The organism is Pseudomonas segetis, from assembly GCF_900188155.1.
Lineage (GTDB): Bacteria > Pseudomonadota > Gammaproteobacteria > Pseudomonadales > Pseudomonadaceae > Aquipseudomonas > Aquipseudomonas segetis.
On record NZ_FZOG01000003.1, the window covers coordinates 120,309 to 135,849 of the forward strand.

At 56.2% G+C, this 15,541-nt stretch carries 14 protein-coding genes; 9 read left to right on the top strand and 5 right to left on the bottom strand.

Features of this window, described 5'->3' with window-relative positions; genetic code table 11:
- Positions 1–158 precede the first annotated feature (158 nt).
- The 6 genes from CHB79_RS11810 (at position 159) to CHB79_RS11835 (ending at position 4,183) form a co-directional block, all read left to right on the top strand.
- Entirely contained in the window at positions 159–995 is an 837-nt protein-coding gene (locus CHB79_RS11810; RefSeq protein ID WP_010487991.1) for a BON domain-containing protein, read from the top strand.
- A 74-nt stretch (positions 996–1,069) separates the two neighbouring features.
- Positions 1,070–1,504: a PA2169 family four-helix-bundle protein gene (locus CHB79_RS11815; RefSeq protein WP_010487990.1), complete on the top strand. Its 435-nt coding sequence runs from the start codon at positions 1,070–1,072 to the stop codon at positions 1,502–1,504.
- A gap of 238 nt (positions 1,505–1,742) precedes the next feature.
- On the top strand, positions 1,743–1,907 hold the full coding sequence (locus CHB79_RS11820) for a DUF1328 domain-containing protein (RefSeq protein WP_010487988.1): 165 nt from the start codon (positions 1,743–1,745) through the stop codon (positions 1,905–1,907).
- Positions 1,908–1,955: 48 nt separating this feature from the next.
- Positions 1,956–2,417, top strand: a complete 462-nt coding sequence (locus CHB79_RS11825; RefSeq protein ID WP_010487986.1) for an inhibitor of vertebrate lysozyme family protein — start codon at positions 1,956–1,958, stop codon at positions 2,415–2,417.
- Between the two features lie 151 nt (positions 2,418–2,568).
- Positions 2,569–3,798, top strand: coding sequence for a nucleoside recognition domain-containing protein (locus CHB79_RS11830; protein ID WP_010487985.1), 1,230 nt, complete (start codon positions 2,569–2,571; stop codon positions 3,796–3,798).
- A gap of 16 nt (positions 3,799–3,814) precedes the next feature.
- Positions 3,815–4,183, top strand: a complete 369-nt coding sequence (locus CHB79_RS11835) for a glyoxalase superfamily protein (RefSeq protein WP_010487984.1) — start codon at positions 3,815–3,817, stop codon at positions 4,181–4,183.
- 1 nt (position 4,184) lies between these two features.
- Here the strand turns inward: CHB79_RS11835 and CHB79_RS11840 are convergent, their stop codons facing one another.
- Together CHB79_RS11840 and CHB79_RS11845 are read right to left on the bottom strand one after the other, a co-directional pair.
- Positions 4,185–5,198 (bottom strand): DUF5924 family protein, encoded by a 1,014-nt coding sequence (locus tag CHB79_RS11840; protein ID WP_089360067.1) that lies wholly within the window; start codon positions 5,196–5,198, stop codon positions 4,185–4,187.
- A gap of 172 nt (positions 5,199–5,370) precedes the next feature.
- Entirely contained in the window at positions 5,371–6,765 is a 1,395-nt protein-coding gene (locus tag CHB79_RS11845; protein WP_089360068.1) for a M16 family metallopeptidase, read from the bottom strand.
- Positions 6,766–6,955: 190 nt separating this feature from the next.
- Here CHB79_RS11845 and CHB79_RS11850 point away from each other — a divergent pair, with 190 nt between their 5' ends.
- Positions 6,956–7,921 carry an NAD-dependent epimerase/dehydratase family protein gene (locus CHB79_RS11850; protein WP_089360069.1) on the top strand — a complete coding sequence of 322 codons (966 nt, stop codon included), beginning with the start codon at positions 6,956–6,958 and terminating at the stop codon, positions 7,919–7,921.
- A gap of 42 nt (positions 7,922–7,963) precedes the next feature.
- Here the strand turns inward: CHB79_RS11850 and CHB79_RS11855 are convergent, their stop codons facing one another.
- Positions 7,964–9,007: an AraC family transcriptional regulator gene (locus tag CHB79_RS11855; protein ID WP_089360351.1), complete on the bottom strand. Its 1,044-nt coding sequence runs from the start codon at positions 9,005–9,007 to the stop codon at positions 7,964–7,966.
- A gap of 217 nt (positions 9,008–9,224) precedes the next feature.
- Between CHB79_RS11855 and CHB79_RS11860 the strand changes: the two genes are divergently transcribed.
- Positions 9,225–10,196: a TAXI family TRAP transporter solute-binding subunit gene (locus CHB79_RS11860; RefSeq protein ID WP_010487973.1), complete on the top strand. Its 972-nt coding sequence runs from the start codon at positions 9,225–9,227 to the stop codon at positions 10,194–10,196.
- A gap of 124 nt (positions 10,197–10,320) precedes the next feature.
- Complete coding sequence (locus CHB79_RS11865) at positions 10,321–12,891, top strand: TRAP transporter permease (RefSeq protein WP_089360070.1); 2,571 nt, start codon at positions 10,321–10,323, stop codon at positions 12,889–12,891.
- A gap of 108 nt (positions 12,892–12,999) precedes the next feature.
- Here the strand turns inward: CHB79_RS11865 and CHB79_RS11870 are convergent, their stop codons facing one another.
- Together CHB79_RS11870 and pbpG are read right to left on the bottom strand one after the other, a co-directional pair.
- On the bottom strand, positions 13,000–14,034 hold the full coding sequence (locus CHB79_RS11870) for a hypothetical protein (RefSeq protein WP_089360071.1): 1,035 nt from the start codon (positions 14,032–14,034) through the stop codon (positions 13,000–13,002).
- Between the two features lie 425 nt (positions 14,035–14,459).
- Positions 14,460–15,371, bottom strand: coding sequence for a D-alanyl-D-alanine endopeptidase (gene pbpG / locus CHB79_RS11875; RefSeq protein ID WP_089360352.1), 912 nt, complete (start codon positions 15,369–15,371; stop codon positions 14,460–14,462).
- Between the last annotated feature and the right edge of the window lie 170 nt (positions 15,372–15,541).

The window sequence follows — 15,541 nt, forward strand, 5'->3', positions numbered from 1 at the left end:
ACTGTATCTTGCAGGCTGCATGCTGGCATCCTGTCTTCTTATAATCTAACTAACTGTTTTATAAAGAAAAAATATTTATCAAAAACCTGGCATAAGGCTTGCGATAACACTTCCATGAACCGCTTGACGCGGATTGCTTGAACCGCATGGAGGTACAGATGCACAGGTTGAAGACTTTAGTACTGGCAACGGCTTCGGTTGGCATATTTGCCCTGACCCCATTGGCTGCCAGTGCCGCAGAAACAGATGTGAGCCAGCAGTTGAGCGAAGCACGTCAGGAAGGCTCGATCTGGACCGCAATGGCGCTCAACCGCCACCTCAACCCATTCAAAATCGACAACGATGTTGAAAACGGCACGGCAACCCTGACCGGCACCGTTGAAAGCAGCGTGGAGCGTGATCTGGCCGAGCAGGTTGCACTGAGTATCGAAGGCATCAACAAGGTTGATAACCAGCTCAAGATCGACAGCGAGGTAAAGGCTGGTGGCAAGGACTCACAAGCCTTGGCCAGTCGCCTGGACGATGCAGGCATCACCGCCACGGTGAAATCCAAGTTGCTCTGGAACACCAACACCGAAGGCCTGGATATCAGCGTCAAGACCGAAGAAGGCGCTGTCACGCTCACCGGTAATGCACAGACCCCTGCTGCCAAGGAGCTGGCTGGACGCCTGGCAGCCAACACCGAAGGGGTGCGCGAGGTGTTCAACCACTTGAGCATCAGCCAGGCCGACAGCACGGCAACTCAAGCGCAAAACGCCGCTAACGATGCCAGCGCCGCCATCAGCGATGCTTGGATTACCAGCAAGGTCAAGTCGAGCTTTGTCTACACCCGCAACCTTGATGCGTTTGCGATCCAGGTCGAGACCAATGATGGCTTCGTCAAATTGAGTGGCACCGTATTAAGCAGCGCAGCCAAGAGCCTTGCGGTTGAAACCGCTCGCGACATTCGTGGCGTACGCGGCGTTGATGCCGACGCCCTGCGCATCGAAAGCTGATCCAGGCTTCAGCCCCGTTTGATTTTTAGGCGCTGGCCAACCCCGGCCAGCCGCTAAATGGAAGGAGATACACCATGAGCAGTAAAACAGCACAACTGAACGAACTGATCGAAGTTACCCGTGACGGCAAGCGCTTTTACGACCACGCGATCACCGAAGTGAAAGATGTCCGTTTGCAGACCATGTTCCGTGATCTTTCAACCGTAAAAACGCAAATCATCGAGGCGCTGGCAGTCAAAGTCGCCGCCAACGATAAGACGCCCGCATCTGGCGGCACCATGATCGGCAAGATGCGTGAGGTGTACGCCGATGCGCGCGCCACGCTGTCGAGCGATGAAGAGGCAACCTACGTCTCCCAGCTCGAAGAAGCCGAAGACCGCATCCTGCATGCCTTCGAGGATGCCCTGGAAGATGCGGAGCCAGATGTAAAAGCTTTGCTGGCTGTAGAGATGCCAAAAGTACGTGCATGCCATGACCGCATGCGCAATCTCAAGCAGTCCATGCAGTGAGTGTAAGTGTGTGATGGGGGAGCAAGGACGCTCCGCTTTTAAGTCAGGCAGACCGTGCAAAATGCCTGAGACAAAAGGCAAACCATGCAGGATGCACGTTTCAAGCTATACCTTTTATTTTTAAGTCATTGTTTTTGTTGGATTTTATTTTTCATTAAGACTGGCACACGCCGTGCAATGTCTTAAGCCAGGAACAACTGATGCACCGCTACACCCATTAAAACCAAGGAGAAACGCCATGTTAAGCTGGGCTATTACATTTCTGATCATCGCCATTGTCGCTGCAGTGTTGGGCTTCGGTGGTATCGCAGGCACCGCAACAGGTATCGCCAAGATCCTATTCCTGGTGTTCCTGGTATTGTTCGTAGTGTCCTTCATCATGGGCCGTCGTCCACGGGGCTGACCTTCAGGGTCAGGCACCGAGGATAAACACATGCATAAAGGAGCCACTATGAACCTTCTCAAGACGCTCACTGCCGCCTTGATGTTTGGCGGCAGTGCAGCGGCCTTGGCCGCTGATACTGACACCGAGTTTCACCTCAACGAGTTGCTCAAGACTGATCCGCAATATCAGGAAACCTGGCAGGACCTGGTTGAAGACCAGGAGCGTTTGCCCGAGTGGATCATGAACCTCGACGGTGTAGCGCCGCCGATGAAAGCGCTTGAAGAAGATGGTGACAAGTTCCTGGTTGGCGAAATATGTGAAGCACAAAACTGCTTCAACCAACGCCTCTATGTCGCCTTCAGCTGGGACAAGGACAGCGCCTATGCGCTCTACGTGCAGCTTCCAGAGGCACTGCCCCAGGGCAAAGCGCCGAGCAAATACGCCACCCAGCAATGGCTTGGCGAACCAGACGAAGGGATCAAGGAGATGCTGCAAGAGCAACTCAAGAAAGATCCAAACTGGTACTGAATCCGCACACCTGTTGCAGGCCAAGGCGCTGGTCACAGCGCCAGCAGGCCTGCGGTAAATCCCAGCCTCACATCCCCGCACCTGTGCACATGCTGACCCGGTCGTCCCAAAGGCGCGCTATCATTCGCGCACTGAACAAGGGAGACCAAGCATGCTCAATGGCCTGTGGCTAAGTTTTTTTATCGTGGCTGCTGTCGCTGGTTTGTCGCGCTGGCTGATTGGTGACGACCCGGCGGTATTCGCGGCGATGGTCGAAAGCCTGTTTGCAATGGCCAAGCTGTCGGTCGAAGTGATGATCGTGCTGTTCGGCACCCTGACCCTGTGGCTGGGCATGTTGCGCATCGCTGAAAAAGCCGGGCTGGTCGACGCCCTGGCACGCATGCTCGGGCCACTGTTTGCTCGGCTGATGCCAGAAGTGCCCCGCGGCCACCCTGCCCTGGGCCTTATCACCATGAACTTCGCCGCCAACGGCCTGGGCCTGGATAATGCCGCGACACCAATCGGCCTCAAGGCCATGCGTGCGTTGCAAGAGCTCAACCCAAGCAAGACCGTGGCCAGCAACGCGCAGATCCTGTTCCTGGTACTCAATGCATCCTCGTTGACCTTGCTGCCGGTCACTATCTTTGTCTATCGCGCCCAGCAAGGCGCCCCCGATCCCACCTTGGTTTTCCTGCCCATTCTGCTGGCCACCAGCGCCTCAAGCCTGGTCGGCCTGCTTTCGGTTGCAGTGATGCAACGCTTGCGGGTCTGGGACCCGGTGGTGCTGGCTTATCTATTGCCAGCAGCCCTGTTGCTCGGTGCATTCATGGCGATGCTTGGCGGCATGACGGCGACCGCGCTGGCGGCATTATCATCACTGGTCGGTAACCTCACCCTGTTTGGCGTGGTCCTGCTGTTTTTGCTGTTGGGCGCCTACAAGAAAGTGGCGGTGTACGAAGAGTTTGTCGAAGGCGCCAAGGAAGGCTTCGATGTCGCCAAGAGCCTGCTGCCGTATCTGGTGGCGATGCTATGTGCAGTCGGCGTGTTGCGCGCCTCCGGGGCCTTGGACATGGGCCTTGACGGCATCCGCTGGCTATTGACTTATGCAGGCTGGGACACGCGTTTTGTCGAGGCACTACCCACGGCGATGGTCAAACCCTTTTCCGGCAGCGCAGCGCGGGCAATGCTGATTGAAACCATGCAAAGCCAGGGTGTCGACAGCTTCCCTGCCCTGGTTGCCGCGACCATTCAGGGCAGCACCGAGACGACCTTCTACGTGGTGGCTGTATACTTCGGCGCAGTGGGTATCCAACGGGTGCGCCATGCCATTGGCTGTGCCTTGCTGGCCGAGTTCGCCGGTGTCGTCGCCGCTATAAGCGTGTGCTATTGGTTCTTTGGTTGATCATCTGGAGTCGAAAATGAAGATGCAGCAGGCGATACCCATTTTGCGCAGCTTTGACGAAGTCAAAGCCAAGGCTTTTTACCTCGACTTTCTGGGCTTCAAGCTCGATTTCGAACACCGCTTCAGCGAGGATCTGCCGCTGTATATGCAGGTGTCGAAAGATGGTTGCCTGCTGCATATTTCCGAGCATCATGGCGACTGCTGCCCGGGCGCGGCACTTCGTATCGAGACGTCGGAGCTGGATGCCTACCAGCAACAACTGCTGGCGAAAAACTATGCCAATGCCCGCCCTGGCATCGAGACCATGCCTTGGGGCTCGCGGGACATGACCATTCACGACCCGTTCGGCAACAGGTTGGTATTTACCGAATCTGAACCTGCATAACTCAAGGCGTGACCTCAAAGCGCAGCACGCCAATCATCTGTCCGGCCTCGGTCAGTACCTGGATCTGCCATTTGCCAGTAGGGTCTTTCGGGAAATTCTGCTTGTGTGTCCAGGCCCGATAGCCCTTTTCTCGACCACCATGAATATCCAGCGCAATGCGCTCGACTTCACCACCATTGTGTCGCCAGGCGTGATAAATCCGCTCATTGAGGCCTCGCGGCGCATTGATTGCGGTGTAGGCGAACAAACCCTGGCTTTGCAACTGGGCAACGCTCAGCTGGGACAAACTCTTGCCTGGAGCGCGCTGCTGGTTATCAAACTGAGTCGTGACCGCCACTTCATTAAGCCACAAGGTGGCTGGTGGCACCCAAACCCGGGCCAACCAACCAGCCCCAGCCAACAGCAGCGTTGCACCTATAAGCAACAAGCCGCGCCACCAGCGCTGGAAAGTGATGATACCCATCATGCTCGGCAAAGACAGCACGGCCGCAATCGCCAGCGACAGCTCGTAGCTTTCCTCGGTGGTCAGCTTGAACACAATGGGCAGCGCCGTCAGCAGCAATGCGAATAGGGTCATGGTGTGATAAATCAGGTACAGCCAGCGCCGCCCAGCCAGCCACTTGTAATACAGCGGGTCAATGATAGACACCAGTGCCGCAAGGGTCAGCAAGCCGCTAAATAACATCTGGCCGCTGTTCCAGGTCGTTGTGATCCAGAAGAATGGCAGCACGAAGAACAGGCTTTCCTGGTGAATCATCTGGGTCGCATAGCGCAGCAATGGCTGCGGGACAACAAAGCCAAACCATTTGGCAATCTGCTCGCGCAAAAGGTTTTCCAGCACCAGCCACAACCAGCTGATCAGCATGACCAGCGCCAGAACTTGAGCCAGCTCAGCCTGACGCTTGACTAAAAAGAAGCTGGCCACCCCTGAACAGAAGCCAAAAAGCGCGATGATGCCGGGATGGCGCTGGGCCAAGGCGATGAGTGGGGTGAGGCGATTGGTCCAGGCTAGCATTGGAGGATCACATAGGCAGAAATCGTGAGGCCATTGGCCGCCTCAAAGATGCCTGACTCCATTCAGACGTTGATTGGCCGCGCAGGATACTGAGCTGCATGCCACTTGCATAGCGCTCGCAATCCCTGTTGCTGCGTTAATCAGTTTGGCTGATCAATTGCAATGTGCCAGCCTAACTTGAGCCCTTGCTCAAACGTCCGACGAAGAACGCCAATAGAAACAAGCCGGCCATTGCAGCGAGGCCGAAATAAAGACCATTTGCTGTGAGCAAGGGCTTCTCGATCCGAATATATCCCGGCTGCTCAAGCAGTTGCTGCAAGGCCGTATTGGCTTGCTTGAAGCTGACCTTTGCCAGGCGCTTGGCTGGATCAGCGAAACGACCATTGTCGTAGTCGGCGAGCGACCCCCAATAATAGTCAGCGATTGCACTGTTGCCCTGTACGCCCCATTGCTGCTTGGCCACCGCAGCGGCCTGCAAGCGCAAGAAGGTTTTTTCATCCAGGCCGTCTCGCTTTAAGCCATCGACCAATTCGTGCAGCGCACTTAGCGCTGCATCAAGGTCGCCACGCTCGAGCGTGCCATTGAGGCTGAAAAAACTGGTGCTGCCGAAAACATTGCGCTCAGAACTGGGGCCATAACTGAGGTTGCGCTCTATACGCAGCGTTTCATAGAGTTTCCAGTCGATATAATCGCTGAGCAATTCCCAGACTTCGTAGTCATTGTCGCCAACCCAGGGTTCCGGAAAGATCCAGTGCAAGCTGGCGTTCTCGCCGACCAAGCGGGTTATCAGCTCGCGGCGCGGCTGTGCCTCGCGGCTGACTTGTGGCAGCTCGATGGCTTGCGGTAGATCGTGCGCCGGGATGGCGCCGTATTGGCGGTCTAGATAGGCAGGTAAGCGCGGGTCAAGCCCGCCAACCACAATCAGGGTCATATTGTTGGGCGCATACCAGTCACTTTGCAGCTGCTCGACTTGCGCCAGGCTGAGATGGTTGACGTTATTCTTCTCGACGCAAGCCAAACCAAGCTCGACAGCCAGTTGTTGGTTGGCTTCGCGACTGAGGTTTTGCTGGTCGATCAGGCGCTGCAAATCCGAGTAATGACCACCATTCTCGTGCTCGATGACCTTTTTTGCAGCCTCAAGCTTCTTCTCGGTGAACTGGCTTTGGGTCAGGGTTGCCAGAAGCAGGTCAAGTACCGCGCGCTGGTTTTTAGCGGGCGCCTCTATAACGAATGTAGTGTCGGTGTCACGGGTGTAGGCATTCCACTCGCCACCCAGCGCCTGCATGCGCGCTTCAAGATCAATTTCGTCGTGCTGGTCGATACCGCTGAAAAGCATGTGCTCCAACAAGTGCGGCAGCTCCTTGTCGGCACAGGAGAAATTGTCAAAGCCAACACTGACAATCAAGCGAATGGAGACATGCTGATGCTCAGCGGTAGGCTTGAGCAGCAACTGCAGACCATTTTCCAGCGCATAGCCCTCGGCCTGGAGATAGTCCTCGGCGCTGGCACTGTTGCTGGTCAACAGCCAGAAGCCCGCGACCAAACTGAATAAAAACCTTCTCGCCATGAAGCCCCCCTTACAAGCTCAACATCAGCATACCTGCTTAATGCTCACGTCGCGATTGGCCACTTGTGCTGGCTCAATTGGTCACTGCCAGCACTGCAGGCTATGACTAGTCTGTAGCGCTCAGAGACACTTTCTGCCGCCATTTATGGCTGTAGCGGTGAAGCATAATTGTGGATCCTTGGAGACTGTAATGCGCGTTCTAATCACCGGCTCTGCTGGTTTTATTGGTCAGCAGCTGTTGAGCCAGCTCTCGGTTCAACATCCGGACTGGACGCTCATCGCAGCAGATATTCGCCCACAAAGCCGCAATGGGTTGGGAATGAATGTCGAGCTCGTGCAGTTGGACATCAGTAAGTCGCGAGAGGTCAAAGTTTGTATCAGCGCCTGGAAACCCCAGGCGATCGTGCACCTTGCATCGGTGGTGACGCCGCCCCGCGGAATGAGCGATGAACAATTGAGAGCCATTGATGTTGGTGGTACACGGACCATTATTGATGCGGCGGTCAGCGAATCAGTCGAGCAACTGATTGTCACCAGTTCGGGCGCGGCCTATGGCTATTCGCAGGAAAACGCCGAATGGATAGACGAAGACCAGCCCCTTCGCGGCCATGACCTCTTCGCCTATGCCAAACACAAGCGCGAAGTCGAAATGATGCTGGCGCAGGCACGCCTGAAGAATCCACAACTCAAGCAGCTTGTGCTCAGGGCGGGAACAATACTCGGCAAGCAGGTGAACAATCAGATCACCGACCTGTTCACCAAGGGATCTATTCTTGGCGTACGGGGGAGCAACAGCCGGTTTGTATTCATCTGGGACCAGGATGTGATCAACATCATCTGCCAGGGTCTGGAAAAACAGGTTGAAGGGATTTTCAACCTGGCCGGTGACGGGGCCTTGACCCTCCGCGATATCGCCGGCCTGCTGGGCAAGCCCTATCGCGCATTACCCGCCTTACTGATCAAAAGCGCGCTGCACATTCTCAAGCCACTGGGGCTCAGCCAGTACGGCCCCGAGCAACTGGACTTTCTGCGTTACCGCCCGGTGCTGGCAAACACCCGCCTGAAACAAATCTTTGGCTACACCCCACGCTACACCAGCCGTGAAGCATTTCTGGCCTTTATCAAGGCTCAGGGAATCGGCACAAATAGCCCCTGAAACCCTTGCTCTGCGCGTGCAAGGGTCGAGATGCCAAGGCGCCTAGCTTGATGTTTCGCCCTGGCGACTGACCCGCGCCCTGTATTCACCGGGGGTCAAGCCGGTCCATTGGCGGAACGCCCGGAAAAACACGCTGGGCTCGGAGTAGCCCAGTAGCAACGCGATCTCGGCAGCCGGCAGCTTGCCGCTGCTCAGGTGCCTTTCGGCAAGCTGCCTGCGGGTGTCGTTGAGCAGTTGCTGGTAGCTACAGCCTTCATCGGCCAACCGCCGTTGCAACGTGCGCTCGCTGAGGTTCAAGGCGCGGGCCAGTTCACCGCGGTGCGGTTCGCCATGGGCCAACTGCTCACCCAGCAGCGCCACTACGCGAGTACTGATACCTGTGCCTGGCAAGCGTGCCAGCAGTGCTTCGGCATGCTGGCGCAGCAGAGCCTGTAGTGGCTGATTGGCCTGAATCAGGCAGGCATTGCGCAATTGATGGGGCAAGACAATCGCATACTCGGCGCAATCAAACTGCAAGTCGCAGGCGAAGATCTTGCGGTAAGGGTCGAGGTCGTCAGGCTGCCCGTGGGCAAACTGCGCGCTGATCAGGTAAAAATCATCCAGTAGCGGATCGAACATCTGCACCCAGCACGCCATCAGCGCCATCACGCGTGTCCGCGTAGCGGGCTGGCCAGGGTGCAGGGGGCGATATTGTATCTGCAGGCCCTCGGCCAACTCCTGTACATGAATCTCACCACCTTCACCGACCAGGCGTTGGTAGCGCATGCCGGCCTTCAGCGCATCATCGAGCGTTTGGCTGCTTTGCAACAGATAGCCAAGCACGCTGAATGGCCCAGGCGCCAGGTTGACCCCAATTGCCAGCCCGGGCTCGGTCAGGTGCAAGCGACTGCCAAGCAGCTGCCAAAGATGCTCCTGAACCGTAAAAGGCACACGGGCATCCGGGTCCAGCAGTTGCGTCTCCGTCAGGCCACAGTCAAGCAGCAGGGCCTCACGACTTAGCCCAAGGCGAGTGGCGGCATGCAGCACCGCCAAGGTAATACTGGCGCTGACGGAGGCATGTGGATGGCTAAGCGAGGATTTTTGCATGCCGGGGATTTTGCCCAATGCAGCCGCTTTACGATAGTGCAAATCACAATGACATCGACCAGGCTGGCAGTCAGCCATTTTGTTGGACGTTCGCTCCAAAATGGCGCAAAAACGAAATGTGCCGTGCACGACGCTCTAGAACGGTTAAACTTTCATCCTTCCGCTATGCTCAAAAGGCATCAGAGGGATCACAATAACCAAGAAAGGAGAACTCCCCATGAAAGGCAAATCCTTAGCATGGGTTCTGTCGGCTGCACTCGCAGGCATTACTCTGAGTGGCGCAGCGCAGGCCGAAGAAAAATTCATCACCATCGGCACGGGTGGCCAGACGGGTGTCTATTACGTGGCGGGTCAGTCGATTTGCCGCTTTGTAAACCGGGGCAATGCCGACCATGGCATCAAGTGCAACGCACCGGCCAGCGGCGGTGGCGTAGCTAACGTCAATGGCCTGCGCAGCGGCGAGTTCAGCTTCGGTATCATGCAGTCCGACCACCAGTTCAAAGCACTCAAGGGCCTGCCGCCATTTGAGGCTGAAGGCGCAATGGATGACATCCGCGCAGTGTTCTCCCTGCAAAGCGAGGTTTTCACCATCCTCGCGCGTCGTGACGCCAACATCAAAACCGTTGATGACCTCAAGGGCAAACGCGTCAATATCGGTAACCCTGGTTCCGGTCAGCGCGACACCCTCGAAGAAATCATGCGCGTCAAAGGCTGGGACAAGTCGGCATTCTCGCTGGCAGCCGAGCTCAAACCAGCTGAGCAGGCTTCTGCCCTGGGCGACAACAACATCGATGCAATGACCTACTTCGTGGGCCATCCAAACGGTGCGATCCAAGAAGCAACCACCACCACCGACGCGGTACTGGTTCCAGTTTCTGGCCCGGACATCGACAAGCTGCTGGCTGAAAAAACCTACTACACCAAGGCTGAAATCCCAGGCGGGATGTACAAAGGCAGCGATGCCCCAACCCAGTCCATCGGTGGTAAAGCCGTTCTTTCGACCACCGCTAAAGCGGATCCGGAAGTGGTCTACCAGTTGGTCAAGTCGGTATTCGACAACATTGATCGTTTCAAGCGTCTGCACCCTGCATTTGCCGACCTGAAAGAGCAAGACATGATCAAAGTCGGCCTGACAGCCCCTCTGCACGAAGGCGCTATCCGCTACTACAAAGAACGCGGCTGGATGTAATCGGTCGCTTGTGTGCTCATTCGTGAAGAGCACACAACTGGACTAGCCTTACGTGAAGCAAGCCCGCTAGCCGATGGCTGCGGGCTTTGCTGTTTAATGAATTCTTGAATGCAGGTTCCACTCCATGGATGAAAAACAACTATCCACTGAAGAACTGATTGCCCAGGACGTTGGTGCGCGCTTGCCAATCGGAGCGATGGCGACAGTAATCACAGGCTTGGCTCTGCTGTGGTCGCTGTTTCAGCTCTGGATTGCATCACCGCTGCCGTTCATTTTCGGTTTTGGGGTGCTTAACGATACTGAAACCCGGGCCATTCACCTGGCGTTTGCCTTGCTCCTGGCGTTTCTGGCGTATCCGGCCTTTAAAAAGTCTCCGCGTGACTATGTCCCGGCAATCGATATTGCCCTGGGGCTGGTAGCAGCGGCCAGTGCGGCCTATCTATTTATTTTCTATCAGCAATTGGCGCAACGCCCCGGCAGCCTGACCACCGCCGACCTGGTAACGGCATGCGTCGGTATTCCGTTGCTGCTCGAAGCCACGCGTCGTGCCCTTGGCCCGCCACTGGCAATTATCGCCCTGCTGTTCCTTATCTACAGTCTGGCCGGGCCTTATATGCCGGGCTTGCTGGCGCATCGCGGCGTGAGTTTCACCGCAATGGCCAACCACCAGTGGATCACCACCGAAGGCGTATTTGGTATCGCCCTGGGGGTATCCACCAGCTTTGTATTCCTGTTTGTATTGTTTGGCGCCCTGCTTGAGCGTGCCGGTGCTGGTCACTATTTCATCCAGCTGGCATTCAGCATGCTTGGCCACCTGCGCGGCGGCCCAGCGAAAGCGGCGGTTGTGGCATCGGGCCTGACCGGCATGATTTCCGGCTCCTCGATCGCCAACGTAGTCACCACCGGTACCTTTACCATTCCGATGATGAAGCGCACCGGTTTTTCCGCGGAGAAAGCTGGTGCGGTTGAAGTGGCGTCATCGGTTAATGGCCAGATCATGCCGCCGGTCATGGGCGCGGCCGCATTCCTGATGGTTGAATACATCGGCATGTCCTATGTCGAGATCATCAAGCACGCATTCCTGCCTGCAGCGATTTCCTACATTGCCCTGCTCTACATCGTCCACCTCGAATCCTTGAAGCTTGGCCTGCAGCCGATTGGCGGCCACGTGCCCAAGCCCTGGCTACGCCGCATTACCGGCTTTGCTTTCGGGGTTGCCTTGATTTCCGGTATTTCGCTGGCGGTCTATTACGGCCTTGGCTGGCTCAAGCCTGCGCTGGGTGAGTATGCCCTGCCCGGTATTGGGGTACTGCTGGCGGTCGTCTACCTGGGACTGCTGAAGATTGCCGCAAGCGTTGCACCGCTGCCACCGGAAGACCCTGATGCGCCGTTGGAGTCACTGCCGAAAACCCGTGCAGTGCTGCTCAGCGGCTTGCACTTCCTGCTGCCGGTCGTTGTGCTGGTCTGGTGCCTGATGATCGAGCGCCTGTCACCCGGCTTGTCGGCATTCTGGGGCAGCGTAATGCTGACCATCATCCTGCTGACGCAACGTCCGCTGCTGAGCTGGTTGCGCACCGATGGCACGCATGAGCATGGCACTTTCATGGATGGCGTTATCGACCTGCGCGAAGGCCTGATTGCAGGTGCACGCAATATGATTGGTATTGGCATTGCCACTGCCGCCGCGGGCATCATCGTCGGCGCGGTCTCGCAAACCGGGGTTGGCCTGGTCCTGGCCGACCTGGTTGAGCTGCTGTCGATGGGCAACCTGTTGCTGATGCTTGTGTTGACTGCCGTTTTCAGCCTGATCCTCGGAATGGGTTTGCCGACCACCGCCAACTACATCGTGGTTTCAAGCCTGCTTGCCCCAGTGGTGGTAACCCTCGGCCAGCAAAACGGCTTGATCGTGCCGCTGGTGGCTGTGCACTTGTTCGTCTTCTACTTCGGCATCATGGCTGACGTAACCCCCCCTGTCGGCCTGGCTTCGTTCGCTGCGGCCGCCGTGTCAAAGGGCGACCCGATCAAGACCGGTATCACGGCGTTCTACTACAGCCTCAGAACCGCAGCGCTGCCGTTCCTGTTCATCTTCAACACTGACCTGCTGCTGATAAACGTGGATTTCTGGCACGGCGTGCTGATCTTCATTGTCGCAACCGGGGCCATGTTGATATTTGCGGCAGGCACCCAGGGCTACTTCCTGGTCAAGAGTCGCTGGTACGAAAGCATTCTGTTGCTGCTCGTGGCATTCACCCTGTTCCGTCCCGGCTTCTGGATGGACATCGTGCATGACCCCTATCGCAACATTGCTCCGGCCGAGTTCTCCCAAGCATTGGGCAATGTTGAAGCCGGCAGCAAGCTGCGCATGCGTATCCGCGGTGAAGATGCGGTGGGTGATCCCCGTGAATTCTCCATCCTGCTGCCAGTGCCGGAGGGCGCAACCGGCGATGAGCGCCTGGCCAAGCTGGGCCTGCAGACCTACATGGATGGCGACAAGGTGCTGATCGACAATGTCACCTTCGGCAGCCCTGCGGCAGACGCCGGCCTGGAGTTCGACCAGCAAATCCTGATGGTACGTGCTCCGACCGCGAACTGGCAGAAAGAGCTGATGTGGATTCCAGGGCTGTTGCTGTTTGCCTTGGTGGTCTGGCTGCAGCGGCGCCGACGCGAGCCAGAGCCGCAACCCGCTCTGGTGTAACAGCCCGCGCGCCCACCAAAAAGGCCAGCCCGACTGATCGGACTGGCCTTTTTATTTATCTCCGAAAACCCTGGGCTTTAATTCAACGCCCAGTGCCCAGATGAACAATCAATAACTTTTAAATGGGTTGGCAATAACGGGAATAAACATGAATCTCAAGTTCCAGTCCGCATCGTATTCGTCACCCTTGACCACGCTGTATTGCATTTCCACGGCAAAACGCACCGGCAGTTTATTAATTTTAATGACATTGGAGTAACCCAGGCCAATTGGGAAATTAACTTTCTCGCCGCTGTCCGCTTTCCAGTTAACTCTGACGTTTGGCGTCATGCCAACCAACTCGGTGCCGCTGAGGCGGTAATTCAAAAAATACTGGATGTCCGACTGGCTGGTATCTTCACGGTCATCATCACCGGCGTAGGACCACCAATGCTGGGCCAGCACTCCCACGTTCCAGCCTCCCGGGTTTGGCGCAAGCGAGGCAAGCAGCACCGCCGGTCCCGCCTGGTATTTACCCTGTCCCAGAACATCCTCTTCAGCGGTTGGGAATAGCTGGGTGACACCCACGCCCCAGACCAACCCGTCGTCGCGCGCTGGCCCTGTCAAAGTCAGCAAGCCTGTATCGCCAAAGCCAGTTGTACGACCGTTATAGGGATAATTATGGCTTAGCAGCTTATCCGTTGGAATGTCCCCGGCACGCCCCTGTAGAGCGTCTCCGAAGCTATCATCGAGAGGTGATGACTGGTATTGCACCACCGGACGTACAATCAGGTTCCATTCGTCGTCACCCACGTCAAATGGAAATGACATGACCGGCTGGAATTTTGTCGAGTTAGCCCAGCGCCCATTGCTGGGTAATGCGTCGTTGTCGCCGTCCATATGGGTGTAGTCATTCTGAAACCACAACATCCAGGCGGCGCCCAATGGATTGGCTGTCGCCTTGGCCAGCTTTTCCAACTCCGCAGCGTCCGACCCGGCAGTCTCGCTGCCCTGGGGTTTGGTTGAGTCGCTATCCTCAGGCCCGCTACCCGGTAACTGGGCCGCAGAGGTCTTCTCGTCAGCGGGTAGCGATTGCGCCAGAACGGCGCTTGGAAGCACACTTGCTATGCCACAGACAAAGGTTAAACAGGTCGGTAGATTCATTGTAAACACTCCCTTTTTAAACGAATCTCCTGTCAGGCAGAACTACAAGAAGCACTAACAGACTTCTAATTAGTTGAAAACAATCAACTAAGCACGCAAGAGTCTAATATGACCCTGCCCATGCAGTGAACATAATAAATAGACTATTGACCTGCGTCATATAATATTTAACCGAATTCACCCATCTCAAATACAAGCATTCTGCATATACTCGACATATCTAATTTAAACCGGCATTGGTTATTGCACTCACTCCGGATAACGAACCTCTGGAAAAGGGAGTGAACGAAGATAGGACAAGGCGCAACAGCAGCCAAACCAAGCGCTGTGGTTTTTCAGGGGATTCTGTCGGATTGGATGGCCTGGGGAAGGCCATCCAGGCGGGACAGGCGCCCTCCAGGAGCGCCCTCGACTCGACGTGATTATCAGCGCTGCGCTTGCATCTGGCGCTGAGCCTGCTTTTGCTGGCGATAGGCAATAGCCGCTGGCGGAACCGGGGTTATGGCGCCGGTTTCCATCCATTTTTTCAAGCGATTCGCATCGGCCATATGGGTGTACTTGCCGAATGCATCAAGTACCACAAAGGCCACCGGGCGCTTATTCATCACCGTGCGCATCACCAGACAATGGCCAGCCTCGTCGGTGTAGCCCGTTTTAGTCAACTGGACACTCCAGTTTGGCTTGCGCACCAAACCGTTGGTATTGCGAAAACCCAGGCTGTAGTTGGGTTTGCGGAAAGCCACGGTTTTATCGTCAGAGGTACTGAGCTCGCCGAGCAACGGATAATTGCGCGTGGCCTTGAGCAGTAATACCAGGTCGGTCGCGGTCGAAACGTTATGCGGCGACAGGCCGGTCGGCTCAACATAATGGGTATTTCTCATGCCCAGCGACCGTGCCTTGGCATTCATTGCGGCTATAAATGCAGTCTGGCCACCCGGATAATGATGGGCGAGGCTCGCCGCAGCGCGGTTTTCAGATGACATCAGCGCCAGCAGTAACATGTTGCGACGGCTGATCTCGCTGCCAACCCGGACCCGGGAGAATACCCCGCGCATTTCCTGGGTGTCGGCAATATTGATGTCGAGCATCTCGTCCATCGGTAACTTGGCGTCCAGGGTAACCACGGCAGTCATCAGCTTGGTCACCGAGGCGATGGGCAACACCATATTGGGGTTACTCGAATAAAGCACCTTGTTGGTATTCAGATCGACCAACAACGCACTACCCGCCGCAAGTTCTTGACGAGCAGTGGCTTTAGTCGCGGCCTGCACATTTGATGTAGCTACTACGCTGCTGCAAACCAGCAACAAACTGACTATCGAATGACGAATTTTCAAGAGAAGCTCACCGAGCAAAATGGAAAGAGCCTGAACCCTGCGTTCAAGCACATGGAAAACCTCTGAATCACCTCGCAGGTGATGTTGCCTAACGCTGGAAAGCGGCTTCGTTAAGTTGAACTTACTTTAGTACGGCCTCAAGGGACCGACAACATCGATCAAAGGCGCAT